Annotated in this window: 21 protein-coding genes, 1 tRNA gene and 1 pseudogene; 7 read left to right on the forward strand and 16 right to left on the reverse strand. The window is 72.3% G+C overall.

Annotated elements, in window-relative coordinates:
• The 7 genes and pseudogenes from IEY71_RS04505 to IEY71_RS04535 all read right to left on the reverse strand — a co-directional run.
• Positions 1–718: creatininase family protein (locus IEY71_RS04505; RefSeq protein ID WP_189084072.1), on the reverse strand; the 718-nt coding region annotated here is incomplete at its 3' end.
• Positions 715–1,695 (reverse strand): aldo/keto reductase, encoded by a 981-nt coding sequence (locus IEY71_RS04510; protein ID WP_189084073.1) that lies wholly within the window; start codon positions 1,693–1,695, stop codon positions 715–717. The genes IEY71_RS04505 and IEY71_RS04510, both read right to left, overlap by 4 nt.
• A gap of 173 nt (positions 1,696–1,868) precedes the next feature.
• On the reverse strand, positions 1,869–2,735 hold the full coding sequence (locus IEY71_RS04515; RefSeq protein WP_189084074.1) for a helix-turn-helix transcriptional regulator: 867 nt from the start codon (positions 2,733–2,735) through the stop codon (positions 1,869–1,871).
• A 26-nt stretch (positions 2,736–2,761) separates the two neighbouring features.
• Positions 2,762–4,006, reverse strand: coding sequence for a cytochrome P450 (locus IEY71_RS04520; RefSeq protein WP_189084075.1), 1,245 nt, complete (start codon positions 4,004–4,006; stop codon positions 2,762–2,764).
• A gap of 14 nt (positions 4,007–4,020) precedes the next feature.
• Complete coding sequence (locus IEY71_RS04525; protein WP_189084076.1) at positions 4,021–5,232, reverse strand: NAD(P)/FAD-dependent oxidoreductase; 1,212 nt, start codon at positions 5,230–5,232, stop codon at positions 4,021–4,023.
• Positions 5,229–5,426: pseudogene (locus tag IEY71_RS04530) on the reverse strand (ferredoxin); the annotation flags it as partial. The pseudogene IEY71_RS04530 and the gene IEY71_RS04525, both read right to left, overlap by 4 nt.
• A 158-nt stretch (positions 5,427–5,584) precedes the next feature.
• Positions 5,585–6,265, reverse strand: coding sequence for a M23 family metallopeptidase (locus IEY71_RS04535; RefSeq protein WP_189084078.1), 681 nt, complete (start codon positions 6,263–6,265; stop codon positions 5,585–5,587).
• A gap of 284 nt (positions 6,266–6,549) precedes the next feature.
• Between IEY71_RS04535 and IEY71_RS04540 the strand changes: the two genes are divergently transcribed.
• Entirely contained in the window at positions 6,550–7,800 is a 1,251-nt protein-coding gene (locus IEY71_RS04540; RefSeq protein WP_189084079.1) for a M23 family metallopeptidase, read from the forward strand.
• Between the two features lie 104 nt (positions 7,801–7,904).
• On the opposite strand, the gene IEY71_RS04545 is transcribed toward IEY71_RS04540, so the two are convergent.
• Positions 7,905–7,978 (reverse strand) — tRNA-Gly (locus tag IEY71_RS04545).
• Between the two features lie 52 nt (positions 7,979–8,030).
• On the opposite strand from IEY71_RS04545, the gene dcd reads away from it, so the two are divergent.
• From dcd to IEY71_RS04560, 3 genes are all read left to right on the forward strand, one after another.
• Positions 8,031–8,636 carry a dCTP deaminase gene (gene dcd, locus IEY71_RS04550; protein ID WP_189084080.1) on the forward strand — a complete coding sequence of 202 codons (606 nt, stop codon included), beginning with the start codon at positions 8,031–8,033 and terminating at the stop codon, positions 8,634–8,636.
• A 149-nt stretch (positions 8,637–8,785) separates the two neighbouring features.
• Positions 8,786–9,763: an alpha/beta hydrolase gene (locus tag IEY71_RS04555; RefSeq protein WP_189084081.1), complete on the forward strand. Its 978-nt coding sequence runs from the start codon at positions 8,786–8,788 to the stop codon at positions 9,761–9,763.
• A gap of 106 nt (positions 9,764–9,869) precedes the next feature.
• A complete protein-coding gene (locus tag IEY71_RS04560; protein ID WP_229781522.1) occupies positions 9,870–10,889 on the forward strand; it encodes a helix-turn-helix domain-containing protein in 1,020 nt (339 codons plus the stop codon).
• On the opposite strand, the gene IEY71_RS04565 is transcribed toward IEY71_RS04560, so the two are convergent.
• Positions 10,858–11,778 (reverse strand): alpha/beta hydrolase, encoded by a 921-nt coding sequence (locus IEY71_RS04565; protein ID WP_189084083.1) that lies wholly within the window; start codon positions 11,776–11,778, stop codon positions 10,858–10,860. The genes IEY71_RS04560 and IEY71_RS04565 overlap by 32 nt on opposite strands.
• Before the next feature lie 91 nt (positions 11,779–11,869).
• Between IEY71_RS04565 and IEY71_RS04570 the strand changes: the two genes are divergently transcribed.
• Positions 11,870–12,550: a TetR/AcrR family transcriptional regulator gene (locus IEY71_RS04570; protein WP_189084084.1), complete on the forward strand. Its 681-nt coding sequence runs from the start codon at positions 11,870–11,872 to the stop codon at positions 12,548–12,550.
• A gap of 254 nt (positions 12,551–12,804) precedes the next feature.
• Here the strand turns inward: IEY71_RS04570 and IEY71_RS04575 are convergent, their stop codons facing one another.
• Complete coding sequence (locus tag IEY71_RS04575) at positions 12,805–13,539, reverse strand: MarR family winged helix-turn-helix transcriptional regulator (protein WP_189084085.1); 735 nt, start codon at positions 13,537–13,539, stop codon at positions 12,805–12,807.
• 419 nt (positions 13,540–13,958) lie between these two features.
• Between IEY71_RS04575 and IEY71_RS18320 the strand changes: the two genes are divergently transcribed.
• Complete coding sequence (locus IEY71_RS18320) at positions 13,959–14,273, forward strand: MarR family winged helix-turn-helix transcriptional regulator (RefSeq protein ID WP_229781523.1); 315 nt, start codon at positions 13,959–13,961, stop codon at positions 14,271–14,273.
• 9 nt (positions 14,274–14,282) lie between these two features.
• Here the strand turns inward: IEY71_RS18320 and IEY71_RS04585 are convergent, their stop codons facing one another.
• From IEY71_RS04585 to IEY71_RS04595, 3 genes are all read right to left on the reverse strand, one after another.
• Positions 14,283–15,632 (reverse strand): MFS transporter, encoded by a 1,350-nt coding sequence (locus IEY71_RS04585; protein WP_189085069.1) that lies wholly within the window; start codon positions 15,630–15,632, stop codon positions 14,283–14,285.
• Positions 15,633–15,917: 285 nt separating this feature from the next.
• Positions 15,918–16,796 (reverse strand): alpha/beta fold hydrolase, encoded by an 879-nt coding sequence (locus IEY71_RS04590; protein WP_229781525.1) that lies wholly within the window; start codon positions 16,794–16,796, stop codon positions 15,918–15,920.
• 60 nt (positions 16,797–16,856) lie between these two features.
• Positions 16,857–17,729 carry a serine protein kinase RIO gene (locus IEY71_RS04595; RefSeq protein WP_229781526.1) on the reverse strand — a complete coding sequence of 291 codons (873 nt, stop codon included), beginning with the start codon at positions 17,727–17,729 and terminating at the stop codon, positions 16,857–16,859.
• Between the two features lie 342 nt (positions 17,730–18,071).
• Between IEY71_RS04595 and IEY71_RS04600 the strand changes: the two genes are divergently transcribed.
• Positions 18,072–18,344, forward strand: coding sequence for a DUF4190 domain-containing protein (locus tag IEY71_RS04600; RefSeq protein ID WP_189084087.1), 273 nt, complete (start codon positions 18,072–18,074; stop codon positions 18,342–18,344).
• A 55-nt stretch (positions 18,345–18,399) separates the two neighbouring features.
• Here IEY71_RS04600 and IEY71_RS04605 read toward each other — a convergent pair whose 3' ends face one another.
• The 3 genes from IEY71_RS04605 to IEY71_RS04615 all read right to left on the reverse strand — a co-directional run bounded on the left by IEY71_RS04605 (position 18,400) and on the right by IEY71_RS04615 (position 22,132).
• On the reverse strand, positions 18,400–19,680 hold the full coding sequence (locus IEY71_RS04605) for an MFS transporter (RefSeq protein WP_189084088.1): 1,281 nt from the start codon (positions 19,678–19,680) through the stop codon (positions 18,400–18,402).
• 89 nt (positions 19,681–19,769) lie between these two features.
• On the reverse strand, positions 19,770–20,555 hold the full coding sequence (locus IEY71_RS04610; protein WP_308426121.1) for a sulfite exporter TauE/SafE family protein: 786 nt from the start codon (positions 20,553–20,555) through the stop codon (positions 19,770–19,772).
• Entirely contained in the window at positions 20,552–22,132 is a 1,581-nt protein-coding gene (locus IEY71_RS04615; RefSeq protein WP_189084089.1) for a gamma-glutamyltransferase, read from the reverse strand. The genes IEY71_RS04610 and IEY71_RS04615 overlap by 4 nt, the downstream gene beginning before the upstream one ends.
• Between the last annotated feature and the right edge of the window lie 99 nt (positions 22,133–22,231).

Here is a 22,231-nt window from a genome sequence, read left to right on the forward strand (position 1 = left end):
CGACCCAGTCCACGAGGTGGGCGAGCAGCGGCTCGGCGTTCTCGGTGTCGAGGCGGCGGGGATCGGCGCCGAAGACGCCGTGCAGCGGGTGGTCGGCGCGGTGCCGGTCCTGGCCGTAGGGGTCCTCGCCGTCAGGGGCCGGATGCGTCGTGGGGTCGGGCAGTGCGTCGACGTGCACGAGCTCGGGCGAGAGGGCGTGCAGCAGGAGCGACTCGAATCGGCCGGCGTGGTCGGGCGCGACCGGCGGCGTCGGGGCCTGGCCGAGCGTGCGGGCCACGGCGCGGAGCGGGGCATCCGTGCCGTTCCAGCGATCGGCGACCCGCTCGACCAGCTCGCGCTGCTCCTCGGCGAAGTGGCCGCTCAGGATGACGGCGCGGCGCACGCCCAGCTCCGAGAGCCGCGCGAGGCGCTCGCCGAGCAGCGCCTCGATCGCCTCGGGGGTGTCGCTCATGAGCGTCCACGGGTAGCGCGAGTGCTCGCCGCCGACCGCGTGGTAGGAGGCGGGAAGCACGACGCCGCCGTGCTGCTCGGCCGCTCGCAGGCAGATGCCGTAGGCGGTGAGCGCGTCGAGGCCGATCGGCAGGTGCGGGCCGTGGAACTCGAGCGAGCCGAGCGGCAGGTACGCGACGGAGGCGTGCGCCAGGCGCGCCTCGATCTGCTCGGGGCTCAGCCGCTCGATCGCGGGTGAGACGTCGGTGGCTGCGGTCGTGTCGCTCATACGTAGAAGTTCCTCTCCCATCCGAAGCCGGCGAGCCGCTCGCGCAGCCCCTCGGCGAGTCCGCGCCCGTCGGCGAACGACAGATTGCGGGCGATGCGCCGCTGCGAGGTCATCCCGACGATCGCCGTCGACACCTCCGGGCGGTCCAGCACGAAGCGCACGGCGGCCTCGTCGAGCCCGCCGTAGTACGGCGCCGTGACCGCCTTGATCGCCTCGACGCGTTCGAGCGTCTCGGTGAAGCGCTCGCCGCGGAACATCGTCTTCAGCACCGAGTCATCCGCCCACTGCGCGTACGTCGCAGGGGTCCACGCCCCGCTCAGCGAGCCGGAATCCAGGGCGACGCGCACGATGATCGCCGTGCCGGACCCGGCGGCCGCCGGCAGCAGCGCCTCCTCGGGCCGCTGCTCGAACAGGTTGTAGATGACCTGGATCGAGTCGACCAGCCCCGACTCGGCGAGGGCCACCCCCTCGTCGGCCCGGTAGTCGCGCAGCGAGACGCCGATGCGGTCGATCTTGCCCTCCGCGCGCAGTTCGTGCAGGGTCTCCAGCCAGCCGAGCTCCTGCATGCCGCGAGGCATCCAGCAGTGCAGCTGGTACAGGTCGATCCGCTCGACGCCCAGGCGGCGCAGCGACTGCTCGGCCTGTTCGCGCAGGTACTCCGGGCGGTAGGCGGCCGCGATGTCGGGGTCGTCGACCGAGGGGTGCGGCCACTCGGGCGGCTGCACCTTCGTGGCGACGTAGACGCGCTCACCGCCCCACTCCCGCAGCGATCGGCCGACGACCTCTTCGCTGTGCCCGGAGCCGTACATCTCGGCGGTGTCGACGAAGTTGATGCCGCGCTCGTAGGCGTCGAGCAGCGCGCGGACCGAGGCGTCGTCGTCGACCGGCCCCCACTGCCCGCCGAGCTGCCAGGCGCCGAACGACACCTCGCTGATCTCCCACCCGGTGCGACCGAACGGTCGGCGATGAACGGTCATGTGCTGGTGCGCTCCTTCACGCTCGGGGCGCGCTGCTTGCGCGCGGCGGCGCGCGGGGTGCACACCGCGCCGCGCATCCGGCGCGGCCCTTCGAATCTACGAAGCGCGGATGGCCCGCCGAAGGACACCGGAACGCGGAAACATGGACTGGACGAGCAGCGCTCGCCGCCGCCTCACGGCCGCACGGTGTCGCGCGCGAACTGGGTCGGCGAGACCCCGTACGCGCGGCGGAACGCGCGCGAGAAGTACAGCGGATCGGGGTAGCCGACGAGCTGCGCCACCTCGCTCACCCGCATGCCGGTGGTGCGCAGCAGGCTGCCGGCCTCGCGCAGGCGCACGTGCCGGATCCACGCCTGCATGGACTCGCCGGTATGCCGGGTGAACAGGCGCTGCGCGGTCGTCTCGCTGCACCTGGCCGCCTCGGCGACCCGGGCGACGGTCAGCGGCTCGGCGATGTGGTGGCGGATGAATGTCATCATCAGCTCGAGCGAGCCGGGTACGGCGGTCTGCTGCGCGTGGCTGTCGGCCCAGGCGGCGTTCTCGAAGAGGATGAGCCGCCCGAGCGCCCGGAAGTACTCCTCGTCGAAGGCGCCCTCGCCGAGTCGCTCGATGGCGATCGTGCCGAACTCGGTGATGCGCCGGGCGGCGGCGTTCCGCATCGTCGACAGGCCGGGGCGGAACGCCGCCGCATCGCCGTGCCTGGCCGGATCGTCGAGCAGCGGGTCGCCCGGCAGGTGCGCGACCCGGGGCACGACGGGCGCTGAACGGTCGTAGCGGGGCACGACGTGCAGGGTGCCGATGTGGAACGGTCCGCGGCGGTTCGCGCGGTACTCGACCCGGTGGTGCCACGGCAGCCGCACGACGTGCTGCGCGTCGACGGTCCAGCTCTGCCCGCCGGCGCGGATCTCGCCGCCACCGCTCACGATCCAGATGAACGAGACGCTCATCACGTGCGGGTTCACGATCTGCTCGCCCGAGGTGAAGCGGTACCAGTTCGCGCCGACGACGACGGGGTCGTCGTCGGGGTGCAGCAGCGTCACATCGACCATGGTAGGTCGCATGAGCGTCAGGCGGCGGCCTCCAGGCGGACCGAGACGGTGCCCGCCTCGTACACGGCGACCGGGTGCGCGAAGGGCTGCGGGGTGAGCTGCTCCGCGTCGACGAGCGCGAGGCCGGGGAACGACTCCAGCAGGGCCGCGATGGCCTCGCGGATCTCGACGCGGGCGACCTGCTGGCCGATGCATCCGTGGATGCCGTAGCCGAAGCCCAGGTGACCGAACGCGTCCCGCGTGACGTCGAAGTCCTCCGGGCGCTCGCCCCAGTGCCCGGGGTCGCGGTTCGCCGCGACGGGCGAGACGGACACCGAGGTGCCGGCGGGGATCCGCGTGCCCTCGATCTCGACGTCTTCGAGCGCGGTGCGGGCGAAGAGCGTCACGAACATGGCGCCGGCGCGCATGAACTCCTCGACCGCCGGACGCAGCTGCTCGGGGTCCGCGCGCAGGATGGCCAGCTGCTCGGGGTTCGTCAGGATCGCGACGGAGGCCGTCGCGATCAGGTAGGCGACGGAGTCGCGCCCCGCGCCCATCAGCAGGCGCAGCAGCGCCTCGACCTCGACCCGGTCGAGCTCGGGGTTCTGCAGCAGGTCGGTGATGACGTCCTCGCCCGGCGAGTCCGCGCGCTCCGCGAGCAGGGCGCGGATGAAGTCGTACTTCTGCTGCGCCGTCGACTCCTCGACGAAGAGCGCGACGAAGCGCTCGTAGTGGTGCTCCGGGATGCCGATGACGTGGCAGTGCGTGCGGGCCGAGATCGGCATGGCGTAGTCGCGCCAGAGGTCGACGACCGGGCCGCGCTCGCGCAGCGCCTCGATCTGCTCGGCGACCATGGCACGGATCCACGGCTCGCGGGCCCGCGCCTGACGCACCGAGAAGCGGGCGGTCACGGCGCGCCGGAGCTTCGCGTGCTCCTCGCCGTCGAGGTTCAGGAGGTTGAGCTCGTCGGAGGCCTGCCCCGAGGCATCCAGCTCGCCCGGCGCCTCGAGCGGCACCGCGGCGCTCTCGGCCTTGCCCTCTTCGCCGTGCGCGGGCGGGCCGACCGGCATCCGCGAGGGGCGCATGCTGAACCGCGGATCCTGCAGCACGGCGACCGCCGCCTCGTATCGGGTGGCGACGAGGCCCTCGTGGCCGTCCTGGAAGTCGAGCGGCATGAACGCGCCGGCTTCGCGCCAGGCGGCGAGCTGCGGGGACGGCGTGAGCGGGGTGCCGTCGCCGGGGAGGGAGCGGGAGTGGAACGGGCATTCGGCGGGGATCGTCATCGATCTGGCTTCTTTCAGGAGTGGGCGACGAGGGGATGGGCGGAGGTGACGACGGCCGCGCGGGCCGTGCGGAAGTCGCGGGGCGGGGCGTTCCAGCCGACGACGCCGCGCAGCTCGCCGGCGCCGTCGTGGCTGCCGAAGACGGTGCCCACGGACTCGGCGGTATTCGGGAGTTCGGCGCTCTTCGGTAGCTCGGCGAGCGGACGTTCGGGGTCGAACCAGCCGTAGGCGTGGATGCGGGTGCCGTGGATCTCGGACCAGAACAGCGGCACCGGCTGTGCGCCCTCGGCGCCGTGCGCGAGGCGCCCGGCGACGGCGATGGCCTGCTCGATGGCGTTGCTCTGGTGCTCGACGCGGCGGTGCCGCCCGGTGATCGGGTCGAACCACGCGGCGACGTCGCCCACCGCGGAGATGCCGGGGGCGGCGATGCCGAGGCGGTCGCAGGCGATGCCGTCGGCGAGCTCGAGCGTCGAGGAGGCGAGCCAGTCGGTGCACGGGGTGCCGCCGATCATGGTGACGACGAGGTCGACGGTGCGCGTGGTGCCGTCGGCGAACCCGAGCTCGGTGGCGTCCGGTGCGGTCGACGTGCCGGCGGGCCTTGCGGCGACGAGCTCGGCGCGGAGGGAGAGCTCGACCCCGTGCGCCTCGTGCAGCCGCACGAGCTCTTCGCTCAGCAGGGTGCCGACCCCGCCGAAGCCGAGCGCACCGGAGCGGCCGACGAGCAGCACCTCCGCGTCGCGCTTGCGCGCGGCGCTCGCGATCTCGGAGCCGAGGATGCCGGAGCCGATCACCGCGACGCGACGGGCCGCCTCCATCCGCTCGCGCAGTCGCAGCGCGTCGTCCATGGTGCGGAGGGTGGATGCCTCGGCCAGCGCGGGATGGCGTCGGGGCTCCGTGCCCGTCGCGATCACGAGTTCGTCGAAGTCGATCGGACCGTCGCCGGTGTGCAGGGTACGCGCGCCGACGTCGAGTCCGGTCGCCCGCCGGCCGGTGAGCACGCGGATGCCGAGCTCGTCGAGCTCCGCCGCCGTGCGGATGGCGGCCTGATCCGGTTGCCATTCGCCAGCCAGGATCTGCTTCGACAGCGGCGGCCGGGTGTACGGCAGGTGCGGCTCGTCGCCGAGCAGGGTGATCTCGCCGTCGAAGCCCTCGTCGCGCAACGACTCGGCGACGGTGAGCCCGCCGATCGACGCGCCGACGATGACGACGCGTGCGGGGGCGCTCATGTCGTCGAGAGCGCGATCGCGCGGGCAGGGCAGAGCCGCACGGCGCGGGTCGCCGCCGCGAGGTCGGCGCCCTGGGGATCGGGCTCGAGCAGCAGGACGATGCCGTTGTCGTCCTGGTCGAACACGTCGGGGGCGACGAGGGCGCACTGCCCGGCGCCGACGCAGGCGTCGGTCTGGACCAGGATGCTCATCGGTACTCCTCTGTACTAGGTGCAGTGGAGTCAATCCAAGCCGTGGCATCCACGGAATCCCATGCCCCGCGCACCCAGAACATGGACTGGACGATCAGGCGCCCCGCACGACGAGGCGCCCCCTCCCGCTCGAACGCGGGAGGGGGCGCGGCGTCGGAGAGCTACTGCTGGACGGGCTCCTTCGAGAGGTAGGCGGTCTTCCAGGCCTGCCAGGTGCCCCAGTCGAGGTTGACCGCGGTCCCGTGCTGCCCGGCGAGGCCGTTCGCGACGTTCACGTCGGAGATCTGCAGCCAGGCCGCAGTGCCGCGGCCGTCACCGGCGAGGGCCCACGTGTGCGAGCCATCGGTGTTCTGAATGTGGAAGAGCGAAGACATGCCGTTGTTGTTCCTTACGTGAGGGGTGGTGGTGGGATTTCCGGTGAGGCGGGCGTTGATGTACATCCATGGATCGGTGGTGACGCTGAGGTCTCCGTTGTTCCACGTGCCGTCGTGCGTGTAGGTGATGGTCAGGTGCAGGTGGTTGCCCTGCGAGGCGGTGCCCTCATTGCCGACGTTGCCGATGATCTGGCCGCGTGCGACGGACGCGCCGACCGCGAGCGGCGACTGCCGGATCATGTGGCTGTAGCCCGAGAACACGCCGTCGGCGTGCGCGATGACGAGGACCCAGCCGAGCGCGTCGTTCCAGACGTTGTGCCTGACGGTGCCGTCCGCCACAGCCGGGATGGGCGTGTCGGCAGCCTGCGGGTAGTCGAGTCCGCGGTGCGCTTGGCTGCGACCGCCGGCCCATGACCCCCAGCCGTCGGCGAGGTCCGGATTGGAGAACGGATGCTGGTACTGAACCATGTTCCTCCTTTCGTTCCGTAGCTTCCGGGCCGCCGGTCGGCGACCCGATATTCGAATGCGTGTTCGAAACTACGGATCGATGAAGGGGAGTGAGAACTCGACACGCCGGCCCGATATCCGCCGACTTCCATCCGTTCCGTGTTGGCAACAATCCGGCTGCGGTCTTGACTTCCGGGACGGAGTGTCGGCTTCCTATGCCCGCAATTTTCCTTCTACGTTCGAATGTGTATTCGATACATGGCCATCGACCGATGGGCCGGAAGTCACGTAATGAAGGAGTAAGCATGGTTCGGTATCAATACCCATTCCCCATCGAGTGGTACGACGCATCCGACCCGTTCGGCAACACGTCCCCGCCGTGGCGGTCGCCGGAGAACCCGCACCGCGGAGCGGACTTCAACGGAGGTGCGTCGGGAACTGCGGGCACCCCCGTGCCAGCGATCGCCGGAGGGGTGGTCGTCTACAGCGACTGGTACGACGGGCTCGGCAACGTCGTCACGATTCACCACCCGGACGGTGCGTTCAGCGGCTACTGCCACCTGACCGACCGGTCTGTCTCCGTCGGCCAAGAGATCGCGCGCGGCGTGATCGTGGGGACGGTCGGCGGCACTCGAACCGCCACGCAGCACTACGCCCCCCATCTCCACCTCACCATGGGGTCGGACTCGGCGGGCACGCGCGGGGGTGCTGCCCGCTTCGATCCGATTCCATACATCGCCGCGCGGCTCGACGCATCAGAGGGTGGCACCGCGGCACCCGAACGGTACGCGGTCCTCAGCGCTGACGGGAGGCTCTGGGTGAAGGAGCCGAACCCGTATGCGAACTGGGTGATCCAGGCGAGCAACGTGACGTCGTTCTCGCTGTCCGGGCATCGGATCGGTGTGGTCAGCGGCGGAACCGCCTATGTCAAGGAAGGAGATCTCTACGCCGGTTGGGTCCAGGTGAGCGGGGCTGGCGGCATCAAGGACATCGTCCTCGACGGACTTCGTATCGGCATCCTTGGGAGCGACGGAGTGCTCAACGTCAAGGAAGGCAACCTGTCTACCGCATGGGTGCAGCAGAGCGGCGGCGTCAAGAAGGCTGACCTGGCGGGCAACCGCATCGGCATCATCGGCACGAATGCCGTCGTTTCGGTGAAGGAAGGCGACCTGTCCGCCGCGTGGGTCGGCCAGGGGGTGGCTGACGACATCTCGCTCAGCGGGAACCGCATCGGAAAGATCGTGGGCGGCGTCGCAATGGTCAAGGAGGGCGACCTCTGGGCCGGCTGGACCACCATGACCGGAGGCACGGGGGCGTTGGCCATCAGGCTCGACGGCATCCGAGTGGGCGTCAACACCACCGGCGGGCTGCTGGTAAAAGAGGGCGGTCTGTCTGCGGGCTGGACCAATCAGGCCAACGGCGTCGAGCAGTTCTCGCTCAGCGGTGACAAGATCGGCATCCTGAAAGGCGGGCTCTCGATCGTGAAGAAGGGCACGCTCTTCGACGGCTGGATCAATCAGATGCCGAACACCACCCGGATCGAGGTGGCGAACTAGTCGTCCGGTCGCGGAGATCCGGACCGGAAGGAAAGGGTCTCCGCGACCGCCGTCTGCCTCGGTTCCGCGGCCGAAAGGCTGCTGAACGTGTACGCGGACTATCGTGGAGCCGAAGACGGGAATCGAACCCGCGCTGTCTGCTTGGGAAGCAGAAGTTCTACCATTGAACTACTTCGGCGTGCGACATCCTGCGACGTCACGGAGACCATCGTAGCAACTAGGCTGGGCGCGTGCTGCTCTCCGATCGCGACATCCGTGCCGAACTCGAACGCGAGCGCATCGGCATCGAGCCGTCCGACCCGGCCATGCTCCAGCCGTCGAGCGTCGACGTGCGGCTCGACCGGTACTTCCGGCTGTTCGACAACCACAAGTATCCCTTCATCGATCCCGCCGAGGACCAGCCGGAGCTCACCCGTCTCATCGAGGTGAAGCCCGACGAGCCGTTCATCCTGCACCCCGGCGAGTTCGTGCTCGGCTCCACCTACGAGCAGGTCACGCTGCCCGACGACATCGCCGCCCGGCTCGAGGGCAAGAGCTCGCTCGGCCGCCTCGGTCTGCTGACCCACTCGACGGCGGGGTTCATCGACCCGGGGTTCACCGGTCACGTGACCCTCGAGCTCTCGAACGTCGCGACGCTGCCGATCAAGCTCTGGCCGGGCATGAAGATCGGTCAGCTCTGCTTCTTCCGGCTCACCTCGCCCGCCGAGCGGCCGTACGGCTCCGCCGACTACGCGAGCCGCTACCAGGGCCAGCGCGGGCCGACCGCCTCGCGCTCGTTCCAGAACTTCCACCACACCGACGTCGGCGCGAGCGAGGCGGGCGCGCGCGGCAACTAGCGCGCGGCGCAGCTCGAGCACCACGACCCCGCCGAACGGCGGGGATCGAGCCGCGGATCCGCCGCGCTCGGCGGGTGCCGGCGGCGCCCACGAGCGGGGAGCATGGCGGCACGCGCCACGATGGAGTGGCCCCGGACGATGGAGTACCGATGACCGACATCCTTTCCCGACCGCCGTTCGATCCCGAGCTCGAAGCGGCGCTCACCGTGCTCGGCGACCAGCTGCCCTCGACGATCACTCCCGAGTTCATCCCCGTGATGCGGCAGGGGCAGTCCGGCCCGGTCGTGTTCGACCAGCTCGCGCCGCTCCTCGCCGAGTACGAGCTCGAGACCCGTGAAGTGATCATCCCGGGGCACGGCGGCGACGAGATCGCCGTGTCGATCGTGTCTCGCCGCGGCCGCACCGGCACCGGACCGGGCATCTTCCACACCCACGGCGGCGGCATGATCGTCGGCGACCGCTGGGTCGGCGTCGCGAGCTTCGTCGAGTGGATCGCCCGCTACGACGCCGTGCTCGTGACCGTCGAGTACCGGCTCGCCCCCGAATTCCCCGACCCGTACCCCGTCGAGGACTGCTACGCCGGCCTCGTCTGGACCGCCGAGCACGCGGCCGAGCTCGGCATCGACCCCGACCGCATCCTCATCGCCGGCGCGAGCGCGGGCGGCGGGCTCGCGGCCGGCACCGCGCTGCTCGCGCGCGACCGCAGCGGCCCGGCGCTGCTCGGTCAGCTGCTCATCTGCCCGATGCTCGACGACCGCGACGTCACGGTGTCGACGAAGCAGATCGACGGCGTCGGCGTGTGGGACCGCGGCTCGAACGTCACCGGCTGGTCCGCTCTGCTCGGCGAGCGGCGCGGGACGCCGGATGTCTCGATCTACGCCTCGCCCGCGCGCGCAACCGACCTCTCCGGCCTGCCCCCGGCGTACATCGACTGCGGCAGCGCCGAGGTGTTCCGCGACGAGGATGTCGCGTACGCGACGAAGCTGTGGGAGGCGGGCGTCCAGGCGGAGCTGCACGTGTGGGCCGGCGGCTTCCACGGCTTCGATCTGCTCGCCCCGCAGGCCGCCGTGTCGCAGGCCTCCACGGCCGCGCGCGACAACTGGGTCTCCCGCCTGCTCGGCGACTGATCCCTGAACGCTTCCGTCGCCGCGGCCGGCACCGCCTGCCTTCCGCCGCGGCGGCGGAGCACCACCCGCACCGGGATATCGTGGTCGCCAGAGCTTGGAGCGCACCATGCAGGAACTCGTCGGGCGGCTCACTGCCCTCGACCCCGAGGCGAGTGAGACCCTCAAGGTCGTCACCTACTTCGACGCGCTCGTCGCCGCGGGCGTCGGCGCCGAGGCACTGCTGCGCGGGGCTGCGGCGCTGAGCGGGGCGCCGGTCGGCTTCCTCGGCTCGGCGCGCCGGCTCCGCGTGGGACAGGACGGCGGGCGGCTGCCGAGCCCCGTCGCCCCGCCCGCGGGCGCTCGGCTCCGCACGGTCGGCGAGGGCTCCGTGTGCTGGCTCGAGCGCAGCGGAGACGCCCACGCGAACGACGCGATGGTGCTCGAGCGGCTCGCCATCGCCCTCGGCATCTCGGAGGCCCGCCGCGCGGCCGGCGGCTCGGGCCTCGCCGGCGTGGTCGAGATCGCCGTGAACCCGCATGCCACCGCCGAGGAGCGCGGGGCCGCGCTCGCCCGGCTCCAGCTCGACGCGGAGCCGCGGGTGCGCGCGATCGCCGCACCGCACGATGCGAAGGCGCCGACGGATGCCCCGAGCGCCGTCGTCGCGACCCGCCACGGGCTCGTGCGCGCCGTGCTGCGGCGGGCGACGGAGGACGGACCGGCGGGCACGGAGCCGACGCAGCTCGGCCTCGGTCTCGCACTGCCGCCCGAGCGCCTCCCGGAGTCGTGGGCCTCGGCGCTCGTCGCGCTCCGGCTCGCCGACGACGCCCGACCGCTCGTCGACGCCGAGGAGCTCGGCGGGCTGCTGCTGCTCGCCGAGGCGGCCGATGCCCGGCCCGAGCCGCACCCGGACGCCGTCGCGCTCGCCGCACTGGACGCCCGGGCGCTCGCCCTGCTCGACGCGCTCGCCGAGACCGGGAGCGTGCGCGGGGCGGCGGCGCGCTGCGGCATCCACCACTCCACGGTGCAGGAGCGGCTGCTCGTGCTCGGCCGTCGGCTCGGCTACGACCCGCACTCGCCGCAGGGGCGCACGCGCTACGCGATCGCCCGCGTGCTCGTCACGCTGTCGGTCGTGCCGAGCTCGCGCTGACGGGCGCGAGCGCGTCGACGCCCGCGAGACCGCGGAGCGCGAAGGCGGCGACGGCGTCGAGCGTCGCGTCGTGGCCGAGTACCCGAGTGTGGCCGGAGCCGGTGACGACGACCGCGCGGGCGCGCTCGTCGTGCGCAGCGCGCAGGCGCTCGCTCTCGCTCACCGGCACCTCGCGGTCGGCGGCGTCGTGCACGAGCAGCAGCGGCACCGGCGCGGGGATCGGGTGCGCCACACGGTCGAAGCGACGCCACACCTCCACGGGGTCGAGGCCCGGCGCGACGCGGTGGATGAACGCCGTGGCGAGCTCGGCGGCGGCCCGATCGCCCAGCCGGAGGGCTCCGGCGAAGACGTTCGTGGTGACCGCCGCGTCGCCGACGCTCGCGATGGCGACGACCCCGCCCGCGCTCGTGCCCTCGGCGACGGCGGTCATCGCGGCGAGGCCGCCGAGCGAGTGACCGACGATCGCGCTGAAGCGCCCGTGCCGCTGCTGCAGGGCCTCGATCGCGGCGATCCAGTCGCGGATGTCGGCGCGGCGCCCGGGGGAGTCGCCGTGCGCGGGGGCGTCGAAGGCGATGACGCGGAAGCCCTCCGAGCGGAGTTCGCGCACGAGCGGGGCGAACTGGCTCGCGCGACCGCGCCAGCCGTGCACGAGCAGCACGGTCTGCGCGCCCGAGCCCCACTCGTAGCTCACGAGTTCGTGGCCAGCGGCGGTGAACGAGCTGCGCCTGGCGCTGTCGTGGATCGCCCGTTCGCGCGGCGAGACCGGGCGGCGCGGGCGCGTCGACGTGAAGAGTGGGAGCACGGCGCGCGCGGCGAGGCGCGGACTGCGCGGGGCGGCGGCGCGGGCGATGGCGATGCGGGCGGCGACGGACGCGGGGAGCTTCGGCATGACGGCCTCCGGATGGCGGGCAATGAATACGAACGATCGTACGGGTTACTTTACGCACGATCGTGCGTAAAATCGAGTGGAGGAGGCGAGCATGCAGCAGCAGACGGCGATCGACGGGCGTCGCGCCCGCGGGGATGCCTCGCGCCGGACGGTGCTGGCGCAGGCCGTCGACCTCGCCTCGGTCGAGGGGCTCGACCAGCTCTCCATCGCCCGCATCGCGGAGGCGGCCGGCGTCGGCAAGTCGAGTGTCGCGACCCTCTTCGGCGGCAAGGAGCGGCTCCAGCTCGCGACGGTCGAGACCGCGAGCGCACGCTTCGCCGCCACGGTCATCGCCCCCGCGCGGGTGCATCCCCGAGGAGTGCGCCGGCTCGTCGCCCTGCTCGACCGGGTCGTCGCCTACTCGCAGGACCGGGTGTTCCCGGGCGGCTGCTTCTTCTCGGCGGCCGCGGCCGACTTCCACGCCAAGCCGGGCCAGGTGCGCGACGCCGTCGCCGCGCAGCTCGACGACTGGCTCGGCTACCTCGCGCTCACCGCGCGCTTCGCCGCCGAGCGCGGGGAGCTGCCGGGCCTCGACCCCGCCGGAGACGAGCCCGAGCAGCTCGCCTTCGAGATTCAGGGCACCTTCGAGCTGATGAACCTCCTCGCCGTCATCCGCGACGACGAGCTGCCCTACCTGCGCGCCCGCCGCGCCTACCGGGCCCGACTGCTCGCCCTCGGGGTGCCCGCCGAGCTCGCCGAGCGCGTCCTGGAGCCCGGCGCCGCCCTGCGCTGAGCGGTCGCCCTGCTCCCCGGCTGGTCGCGGCCGCTGACGTCGCACAAACGGCGCTCCGGGGCCGGGCGAAAGAGTGAACTGCGCGACTCCACGATGCGAAGTCGCGCACACGGCTCCTGGCGGGGCCGCGGAAGCGCCGTTCGCGCGACTTCGTGAGGCGGCGGGCGGCGGGCGGCGGGCGGACGCGACGAAGCGCCGGCCCCGTTCGGGACCGGCGCTCCGGGATGGATGCCTCGGCGGGGCCGAGGCGCGGTTCAGCGGTGCAGGTGCACGTGCACCTCGAGCTGCTCGCGTCGCAGACCACGACCGTGTCCGCGACCGCCGTGGCGCTCGTCGCGTCCGTGGCGTTCGCCGTGCCCGACGTGCGACTCGTGACCGCAGGGCTCGTGGCTCGAGCCGGGCCGGCGGCGCCCGCCGCGTGACTCGCGGTGCCACTCGGGCCCGCCGTCGCGCTCGTGGCCGAAGCCTCGGCCGTGGCGCTCGCCGCGGAGGCCGTGCTCGTGCGGGAAGCCCCCGCGCTCGCCGTGGAAGCGGCGGCCGCCGCGACGGCCTCGGGGCATCGGCTGCGACTCGTCCCAGCCGAGCTCGCGGGCGATCGCCTCGAGCGTGCGGAGCGTGGTCGCGAAGTCCTCGTCAGAGACCGCGCCGGCGACCCGCTCGCGGAATCCGTCGACGCGGGACTGCAGGCGCTCGCGCGCCGCGCGGCCCTCCTCGGTGAGCTCGCCGCGTTCGAGCCAACCGTGCTCGGCGAGCCGATGGGCGAGCTTCGGCCGCTCGGAGAGGCGGGCGGCGAGCCGCTCGTCCTCCGCGGCGCCGGCGTACAGGTTCAGTGCGCGCCAGTCGCGGCGGCTGAGGCCTTCGTCGGCGAAGAGCTCCGCCATCTCCTCGGAGAGGCGGCGGTCGACGAGCTTGAGCCAGAAGCCGAACGGGCGGGTGCCCGCCGTGGCCTCGGTCGGCTCGGGGGTGGGGTGATCTTCGTGGGTGGTCATGGTGTTCCTCTCTCGGTGGCCCGCCTCGGCGGGTCCCGGCGCGCGGTGCGCGGTGTTTCGACATTGCATGTCTTATGACATGTATATGTACTATGACATGTATGTCTGATCGTGGTCAAGGGGCTCCCAGCGAACGCTCGGCTTCGGACGATCCGGTGTCCCGCATCGAAGCGGCGCTCGGGGTGCTTCGCGGCGGGCCACGCGGCTTCGGTCCGCGCGGTGGCGGCCCGCAAGGCGGCGGCGGCCCCCACGGCGGCGACGAGGGCGTTGGGCGCCACCACGGCCGCGGCCCCCACGGCGGCGGGCACCACGGTCGGGGTCCCCACGGCGCCGGGCATCACGGCGATGCCGCGCCCGGCGACCCCGAGCGCGGCGGCTGGCGCGGCCCCGGCGGTCGAGGCGGGCAGGCGGCGCTGCGCGTGCTCCACCTCTTGGACGAGCACGGCCCGGCCTCGGTCGGCGAGCTCGCCGAGCGCATCGGTGTCGATCAGCCCCGGGCGAGCCGTCTGGTCGCCGCCGCGGTCGCCGCGGGTCACGTGCGACGCGAGCCCGATCCGAACGACGCGCGCCGGGCCATCCTCGTCATCACCGACAGCGGTCGCCAGGCGCTGCGATCCCTCCTCGGCCGCCGTCGCGGCGCGGTCGAGCGCGCGCTCGAGGGCTTCAGCGACGACGAGCGCGCGCAGTTCGCCGAGCTGTTCGCCCGCTTCGCCGAGGGCTGGCGCCGCGGTTGAGCGCTGCGCTCAGTCCCGCGCGCTCCGCGTCGACTTCACCGGGATGAGCAGCGCGAGCCCGATCGCGATCACCAGGACGATGCCGAGGATGCCGAAATACGCCTGGTTGCCGCTGAGCGTCACGAAGATCGCGAAGGCGGTGGGGGCGAGGAAGCTCACCGCCCGACCCGTCGTCGCGTAGAGGCCGAACACCTCGCCCTCGCGCCCGGCCGGGATGAGCCGCGCCAGGAAGGTGCGGCTGGCCGACTGGGCCGGGCCGACGAAGAGGCAGAGCGCGAGGCCCGCCGTCCAGAACACGAGCTGGCCGCCGTCGTGCAGGAAGAACACGATCAGCCCGCTCACGACGAGTCCGACGAGCGCGACGACGATCACCGGCTTCGCGCCGAGCTTGTCGTCGAGCGCGCCGACCGCGATGGTCGAGATGCCGGCGACGACGTTCGCGGCGATGGCGAAGACGATGACCTCGCCCGCGGAGAAGCCGAAGACCGAGGCCGCGAGCACGCCGCCGAAGGTGAACACGCCGGCGAGCCCGTCGCGGAACACCGCGCTCGAGAGCAGGAACCACACCGTGTTGCGGTCCTCCTTCCAGAGCTTCGCGATGTCCCGGCCGAGGCGCCGGTAGGAGGCGAAGAAGCCCACTCGCTCGCGCCGCACCGCGGGTCCCCGGTACTCGGGCACGGCGAACAGCACCGGCAGGGCGAAGAGGCCGAACCAGAGGGCCGAGACGAGCATCGAGACGCGCACCGCGAGGCCGTCGTCGCCCGTCACGCCGAACCAGCCGACCTCGGGCTGGATGAAGCCGAAGTAGACGATGAGCAGCAGCACGATGCCGCCGACGTAGCCCATGCCCCAGCCGAAGCCCGAGACCTTGCCGATGGAGCGCGGCGTCGAGACCTGCACGAGCATCGCGTTGTAGTTCACGCCTGCGAACTCGAAGAAGACGTTGCCCGCCGCGACGAGGAAGAGGCCGAGCAGCAGGTACTCCGGCGTCGGCAGCACGAAGAACATCGCGAGCGTGCAGGCGACGACGAGGTACGTGTTGACCGCGAGCCAGAGCTTGCGCCGTCCGCTCGTGTCGGAGCGCTGCCCCGTGATCGGCGCGAGCAGCGCGATCAGCAGTCCGGCGATGCCGAGCGCCCACCCCAGCTGCGCTTCGACCGTGCCGCTCGGGCCGAACGATTCGCTCGTGAGGTACACCGTGAAGACGAAGGTGGTGACGACGGCGTTGAACGCCGCCGAGCCCCAGTCCCAGAGCCCCCACGCGAGGATGCGCCCGCGCCGGGCTCCGGCCTCCGTGACCGCCTCCACCTGCTCCGTGCCGACGCCGATGGTCGCCGCGGCGCCCTCCGCGGTCGTCATCGGGGCGGGCGGGAAGTTGCGGGGGCGCCGGTCGGCGGCGTCGCCGCCGCTGGGCTCGCCCTGCGGCGCGGTGGGGTCGGTCATGGCGGCAGTCTCCCGAGATCCGGTGAACGGGTGGTGACGGCGCTCGTCCGGGGATCGGCGTCGATCGTCTGCACTGTATCGCGCGGGGCGAGCGATGCGCGCGGTTCGCCATGCCTGTCGCCCCGGCGCGGCGCGGTGCGTTGCGAGGCGGGGCGCCGGATGCCTCAGGGAACCCGCGCGACTGCGCTCCCCGTTCCTTCGCTACTCGGCTTGTCGGCTTCCGGCTTCCGGCTTCGGGTCTCGATGCCGGGAGACGTGGCGGAGCTGCACCGTCGAGAACCACTCCTCAGCGATCCGCACGAACGCGTCTGCTTGCTCGACCCACGGGTAGTGTCCGCAGTCCTCGATCATCTCGAGACGCGCGCCGAGGAGCGAGGCGCAGTCCGCGACCGGCTGGACACCCGTGAGCGCGTCGCGATCCCCGCCGATGACGAGCGTCGGCGGGAGGCTGCTTGCACGGATGCGATCGGCCGCGTCGGGAGGGATGTCGTTGAACCACGCGCGCGCCGAGGCCAGACTCATCGCGCCGACGGTCGCGTGGACCTGTTCGACGCGGGTCCAGTGGGCGTATGACGCGGGAGCCTGGCGCTGGAACGCCTCGAGATACTCGTCTTCGGTAGTGGGCTCGTCCTGTTCCAGCGAACGAAGCGCCGCCACGACGGCGGGATCCGTGGTGTCGAGGGCGACGGAGGCTGCATCGTGTCGCGTTCCGCTCAACCAGGTCGCCGGCGGGGTCACCAGGGCGAGCGAGCGGACGCGGTGCGGATCGCGTGCGGCGACGGCGAGGGCGAGTCGAGTGCCGGCGGAATGGGCGAGAAGATCGACACCGCCAAGGCCCAGCGCGTCGGCCAACGCGACGACGTCGTCGGCGTCGGTCCACCACCCACGAGAGCGGCCGCCGCTCAGCGGGGTTCCTCGCGGGTGCAGGACCACGAGCCGATGCGTTCTGTCGAGGCCTCCGAGATCGCTCAGATACTCCGGACCGCGGCACGGACCGCCGGGCAGCACGATGATCGGCTCCGCCTCCACATCGCCCATCTCGGTGACGGCGAACGGGAGGTCAAGATTGTCGACGCGCACGGTTCTACCTTGCCATGGCGCTGTCTGCGAGCCGGGGAACACGTACGGCCGCCGCGCCCGCTACCAGTGCAGCACCCCCACCAGCTCGCCGAACAGCTCCTCCGCGTCGCACTCGAGCCGACGTCGGGTGAACCACTCGCACAGGTTGACGCAGTCGCGGTGCAGCAGCTCGAGCCCCGCGGGGTTCGCGATGACGTCGACGACCTGGGGCAGGTCGATGACGACGACGCGGCCGTGGTGCACGAGCACGTTGTAGGGCGAGAGGTCGCCGTGCGCGAGCCCGGCTCCGGCGAGCACGTGCATGAACTCGACGAGCTGGTGGAACAGCTCGCGCAGCTCGCCCGGCTCGGCCCGCACCTGGGCGAGCCGCGGCGCCGCGACCCGGTCGTCGCCGATGAACTCCATCAGCACCTCGGTCTCCTGCACCTGAACGGGGTACGGCACGGCCGCGCCGAGCCGGGTGAGCTCGCTGAGCGCCTGGAACTCGGTGCTCGCCCACTGCACCCGCGCGACCTCGCGGCCGAAGGTGGAGCGCTTGTCGATGGCGCGCTGGTCGCGGCTGCGGCGGGTGCCGCGGCCGTCGGTGTAGATCGAGGAGCGGTGGAAGTCGCTGCGCTCGATGCCGCGGTACCGCTTCGCGGCGAGCACGACGTGCTCGCCGACGGTTCCGGGCAGTGCGCCCGGCACGGCACGTTCGAGCAGGAACAGGTCGGCCTCCTTGCCGCTCTTCACGACGCCGAGCTCGGTGTCGATCGCGCCGGCCGAGGTCACGAGCCAGTCGGGTCGCGGCTCGGGGCCGCGTTCGGTGGGAATGGTGGCCGGCCAGGTCGACCAGCGTTGACCGTCGCCGGGTTCGGCGGCGGAGAAGAAGAGACCGGACGCCGCGTCGAGCGGCGTGCCGGCGGAGTCGTCGAGAGACGAGAGGAAGTTCACGATGGTGGCTTTCGGATCGTGAGGCCACCGGGTGCCGCGACGGGCTTAGGAGGCGGCGGCCTCGAGGAGGGTGTCTGCTGAACGCGCGACGAAGGCGTCGGTCATCACTCGCTCCTCTCTCGATCCTGCGGGCCGTCGATGCGGCCGGACTCGGCCGCTCAGGCGACCGAACACGCAGCTTACGCCCGCTCGCCCGCCATGTCTATGCCCCGTTCCGGACGGAACGGGGGCCATTTGGGTACTGAACCCCGCGAAATCGTTGCCGCACCGCCGTTTTCCCCGCTACGCTCTCGGGTGCGCTCCGCGGGAGCGCGTGATCCCTACCCCAGAGAGGCACCCCTCATGAGCAACACTCCCGCTCAGCCGCCGGCCGACTACCCCGGCAAGACCCTCGGCATCGTCGGTCTCGTGCTCGCCATCATCACGCCGCTGATCGGTCTGATCATCAGCGCGGTGGCGCAGTCGCAGTCGAAGAAGGCGGGCTACCCGAACGGCCTCGCCAAGGCCGGGGTCATCGTCGGCTCGATCCTCACCGCGCTCGGCGTCATCTTCTTCATCATCTACATCGTCATCATCGTGGCGGCCGTTAACTCCGGCAGCGTCTCGACGTACTGATCGATCGTCGCAACGGGGGCTCGCCGGTTTCGGCGGGCCCCCGTTGCGCGTCCGGCTACACCGCGTGGACGCATCCGTTCTGCCCGGCGACCGCGACGCATTCCGCCTCGACGGCCTCCGCGTCGGCGCCGCCGGCCGGTGCCGCGGCGGGCTCGCGCGGCCAGAGCAGGAGCGCGGCGACGGTGCCGCCCATCGCGAGCGCGCCCAGGGCGACCCAGGCGACGGCGAGGCTCGAGGCGCCGAGCCACCCGGCGATCGGGTAGGTGATCAGCCAGGCCAGGTGCGACAGCGAGAACTGCGCGGCGAACGCGGCCGGCAGGCCTTCTCTGGCGATCGAGCTCCGGATGACCCGACCGGTCGGGGTCACGATGAGGGCCATCCCCGCGCCGATCGCCACCCAGATCGACGCCGTGAGCGGCACGGACTCCGTCGCGGTCGCGGCCATCGCGACGGCGGCTGCGAGCCCCGCCACCAGCGCGGCCGCACCGCTCAGCATCACCGCCCGATCGGACACGCGGTCGAGCACCCTCGGGAGGGCCAGCGCGACGAGGAGCGTTCCGCCACCGGAGGCCGCGAGCATCCAGGCGACATCGGCCTGACCTCCGCCGAGCCGGTCCCTGACGTAGTTGACGGTGTTGACCACGACGATGGACCCGGCCGCCGCGACGACGAGGTTCAGGGCCATGATGCCGCGCAGCCGCGGCGTCCGGGCGAACGAGACGAGGCCGGAGCTGAGGCGGTCCCGCGCCCCGACTCGGCCGCTCGGCGTCGCGTTCGGGATCCTCGTCGCGAGGACGAGCGCCGCCGAGACCGCGAAGCCGAGCGCCGTGCCCGCGAACAGCCAGTCGAAGCTCATGACGAGCAGCGCGAGCGCGGCGAGCACCGGGCTCAGCAGGCTCTCCATCGTGTACGCGACCTGCGAGGCGGACAGCGCGCGGGTGTACTGCGATTCATCCGTGACGATGTCCGGGATGACCGCCTGGAAGGTCGGCGTGAACGCGGCCGACGCCGCCTGGAGCACGCCGATCAGCACGTAGATCTGCCAGATCTCGGTGATGAACGGCAGGGCGACGACGACGCCCGCGCGGATGACGTCGAGCAGGGTGAGGAACAGGCGGCGGGGCAGCCGGTCCGCCCACGCCGCCGCGATCGGCGCGATGACGACGTACATCACCATCTTGATCGTCAGCGCGGTCGCCAGCACAGTTCCGGCGGCGGGCCCCGCGAGCTCGTAGGCGAGGAGCCCGAGCGCGACGGTCGCCAAGCCGGTGCCGAACAGGGCGATGACCTGCGCGCCGAACAGGCGGCGATACTCCCGGATCGCGAACAGTCCCATGACGACCTCCTTCATCCCGCCGTTCCGCTTGCGCCAACGATATACCCCCTAGGGGTATTGCGAATCGGCGCCGCCGGGAGGAGCGGAGGTCAGGCGGCGGTGCGGCGGGACTTCAGATGCTTCTGAACGAGCTGCCAGGCGGCGAAGGCGAGCAGCACCGAGAACGCGACGTTCGAGACGAACGGCGTGATGGACTGGGCCGTCCACGTGCCGAGGGGCGAGGCGACGCAGGCGGTCACGCCGATGATCGCGGCCATCCGCAGGTCGACGTTGCGCCGGCGGGCGTTGCCGATCGTGCCGGAGATCGAGCCGGGCACCATCATCGCGAGCGAGGTGCCCTTCGCGACGAGGTCGCTGGCGCCGAAGAAGAACATCAGCACGGGCACGACGACGATGCCGCCGCCCACGCCCATGAGGCCGGACAGGATGCCGGTCAGCACGCCGACCGCCACGAGGGCCGCGCCGAGCCAGACGTTCAGCTCGATCTCGGCGTCGCGCTGCGGCACCACGAGCCAGAGGCTCACGGCGACGACCGCGAGGAAGCCCAGGAAGCCCCAGAACAGCGCGGCGCGCGGCAGTCGGGCGAGGAGGTAGGTGCCGAGCTGGGCGCCGACGATCATGCCGACGGCGATGAGCGCGGCGGCGATCCAGTCGACGTGGCCGGTGAGCCCGTAGGTCACGGTGCCGACGATGGCCGTGGGCAGGATCGCGGCGGTGGAGGTGCCCGCGGCGATGCGCTGGTCGACGCCGAACAGCATGAGCATCGGCACGAGCACGATGCCGCCGCCCACGCCGAAGAGGCCGGAGAAGTAGCCCATCATGACGCCGAGCAGGATGAGGATCCAGATCGACAGGCGCGTGCGCTCCTGCATCATCGGCCGGCCTCCTCGAGCAGCTCGGCGGCGGCCTCGACGACGATCGCCGAGCCGTCGGAGCGCGGGTCGCTCGCAGCGTCGTAGCCGCCCGCGACGACGCGGATGAGGTTCGAGTGCCCGAGGTTCTCGTCGCGCGGCGGCACGAGCCTGGGCTTCAGCCCGCTCGCGTGCAGCGAGGTGAGCGTCGCCTCCGGCACATCCCGCTCGATCGTGATGGTGGCCTCGACGTCGCCGGCGTCCTGCACGCCGACGACCCAGCGCGGCGAGCTCGTCGCCTCGAGCGCGGAGGCGCCGGCGAGGGTGCGCAGCAGCAGGTGCGCGTGGATCTGCGGCTGGGCCTGTCCGCCCATCGTGGCCTGCGCCTGCAGCAGCTCGCCGTCGCGCAGCACGAGCACGGGCATGAGCGTGTGCGGCGGGCGGAGGCCCGGTCCGAAGGCGGCGGGGTGGCCGGGGTCGAGCGAGAACGACGTGCCGCGGTTCTGGAACAGCACGCCCGTGCTCGGCTCCAGCACGCAGGCGCCGAACGCCCAGTAGACCGACTGCACGAGCGACACGGCCCAGCCGTCGGCGCTCACCGCGGTGAGCCCGACGGTGTCGCCGGTGGCCGGGAGGTCGGCGCGGAGCTCGTCGAGCGGCGGCACGTCGGCGGCGACGAGCCCGGCGGCGTCGATCGTGGCCACATCGGGGTCGGACAGCCAGGCGCCGCGCACGCGGTTGTTGTCGTGGAAGACGGCCGCGAGTGCTCCGGCCCCCGTGCCGAGGGCGTCGGCGGGCGTGCCGAGCAGCCCGTTCGCGAGCGCCCGGACGGTGCGCAGCAGGGAGAAGCCCTGCGTGTTCGGCGAGGCGGTGACGACCTCGAGCTCGCCGACGGTCTCGGAGATCGGCGCCTCGACGACGGCGCGGGCGGCTGCGGCGTCCGTCGCGGTGATGCGGCTGCCGAGGGCGGCGAGGCCGTCGATCCAGCGGCTCGCGGTCGCGCCGGTGTAGAACTCGTCGGGTCCGTGCTCGGCGATGCGGTCGAGGGTATCGGCGAGCGCGGGCTGCACGAGCGGCTCGCCCTCGTCGAGCGGGCGGCCGCCGGGCAGGAACAGCGCGCGGCATCCGGCGTCCGCCTCGAGCGCGGCGCGTTCGTCGCGGATGGCCCGGGCCACCGAGGTCGCGGTCGGCACGCCGTCGCGGGCGTAGCGGCGGGCCGCCTCGAGGCGATCAGCCCAGGGCAGACGGCCGCCGATGGCGGCGAGCGCCTCCCAGCCGCGGATGCCGCCGGGGACCGTGACGGTGTCGACCCCGCGCGACGGCAGCCCGCCGTCATGCCGGGCGCGGAGCGCGTCGAGCGATTCGCCCGCCGCGGAGCGGCCGGTCGCGTTGACGAAGCTGATCTCACCCTGTGGGCTGCGCACGAGGGCGACGAGATCCCCGCCGAGCGCCACGTTGTTCGGGTAGACGACGCAGAGGGCCGCGGCGGCGGCGATCGCGGCGTCGACGGCGGTGCCGCCGGCCCGCAATGCGGCTGCGCCGGCCTCGGTGGCGAGGTAGTGCGAGCTCGCGACGGCGCCGAGGGGTGAGCTGGTGGTCATGGGCAGGGCCTTCTCGTTGCGGTCGATCGCGACGCGTCGATCCGCACGGCGGATGCGTCGGTGCTCACAGCGTCGCACTTGGTCCTACCAACTGTCAAA

The sequence above is a fragment of the Agromyces mediolanus genome, from assembly GCF_014648575.1.
Taxonomy (GTDB): domain Bacteria; phylum Actinomycetota; class Actinomycetes; order Actinomycetales; family Microbacteriaceae; genus Agromyces; species Agromyces mediolanus.

Bases quoted from the DNA above. Each gene is read 5' to 3' on its own strand.
- IEY71_RS04610 (WP_308426121.1), bottom strand. From the start codon at position 20,555: ATGATGCAGGAGCGCACGCGCCTGTCGATCTGGATCCTCATCCTGCTC.
- IEY71_RS04600 (WP_189084087.1), top strand. From the start codon at position 18,072: ATGAGCAACACTCCCGCTCAGCCGCCGGCCGACTACCCCGGCAAGACC.
- IEY71_RS04570 (WP_189084084.1), top strand. From the start codon at position 11,870: ATGCAGCAGCAGACGGCGATCGACGGGCGTCGCGCCCGCGGGGATGCC.
- IEY71_RS04585 (WP_189085069.1), bottom strand. From the start codon at position 15,632: ATGACGACCGCGGAGGGCGCCGCGGCGACCATCGGCGTCGGCACGGAG.
- IEY71_RS04510 (WP_189084073.1), bottom strand. From the start codon at position 1,695: ATGACCGTTCATCGCCGACCGTTCGGTCGCACCGGGTGGGAGATCAGC.
- IEY71_RS04535 (WP_189084078.1), bottom strand. From the start codon at position 6,265: ATGGTTCAGTACCAGCATCCGTTCTCCAATCCGGACCTCGCCGACGGC.
- IEY71_RS04525 (WP_189084076.1), bottom strand. From the start codon at position 5,232: ATGAGCGCCCCCGCACGCGTCGTCATCGTCGGCGCGTCGATCGGCGGG.
- IEY71_RS04605 (WP_189084088.1), bottom strand. From the start codon at position 19,680: ATGGGACTGTTCGCGATCCGGGAGTATCGCCGCCTGTTCGGCGCGCAG.
- IEY71_RS04540 (WP_189084079.1), top strand. From the start codon at position 6,550: ATGGTTCGGTATCAATACCCATTCCCCATCGAGTGGTACGACGCATCC.
- IEY71_RS04555 (WP_189084081.1), top strand. From the start codon at position 8,786: ATGACCGACATCCTTTCCCGACCGCCGTTCGATCCCGAGCTCGAAGCG.
- IEY71_RS04560 (WP_229781522.1), top strand. From the start codon at position 9,870: ATGCAGGAACTCGTCGGGCGGCTCACTGCCCTCGACCCCGAGGCGAGT.
- IEY71_RS04575 (WP_189084085.1), bottom strand. From the start codon at position 13,539: ATGACCACCCACGAAGATCACCCCACCCCCGAGCCGACCGAGGCCACG.
- IEY71_RS04520 (WP_189084075.1), bottom strand. From the start codon at position 4,006: ATGACGATCCCCGCCGAATGCCCGTTCCACTCCCGCTCCCTCCCCGGC.
- IEY71_RS04615 (WP_189084089.1), bottom strand. From the start codon at position 22,132: ATGACCACCAGCTCACCCCTCGGCGCCGTCGCGAGCTCGCACTACCTC.
- IEY71_RS04565 (WP_189084083.1), bottom strand. From the start codon at position 11,778: ATGCCGAAGCTCCCCGCGTCCGTCGCCGCCCGCATCGCCATCGCCCGC.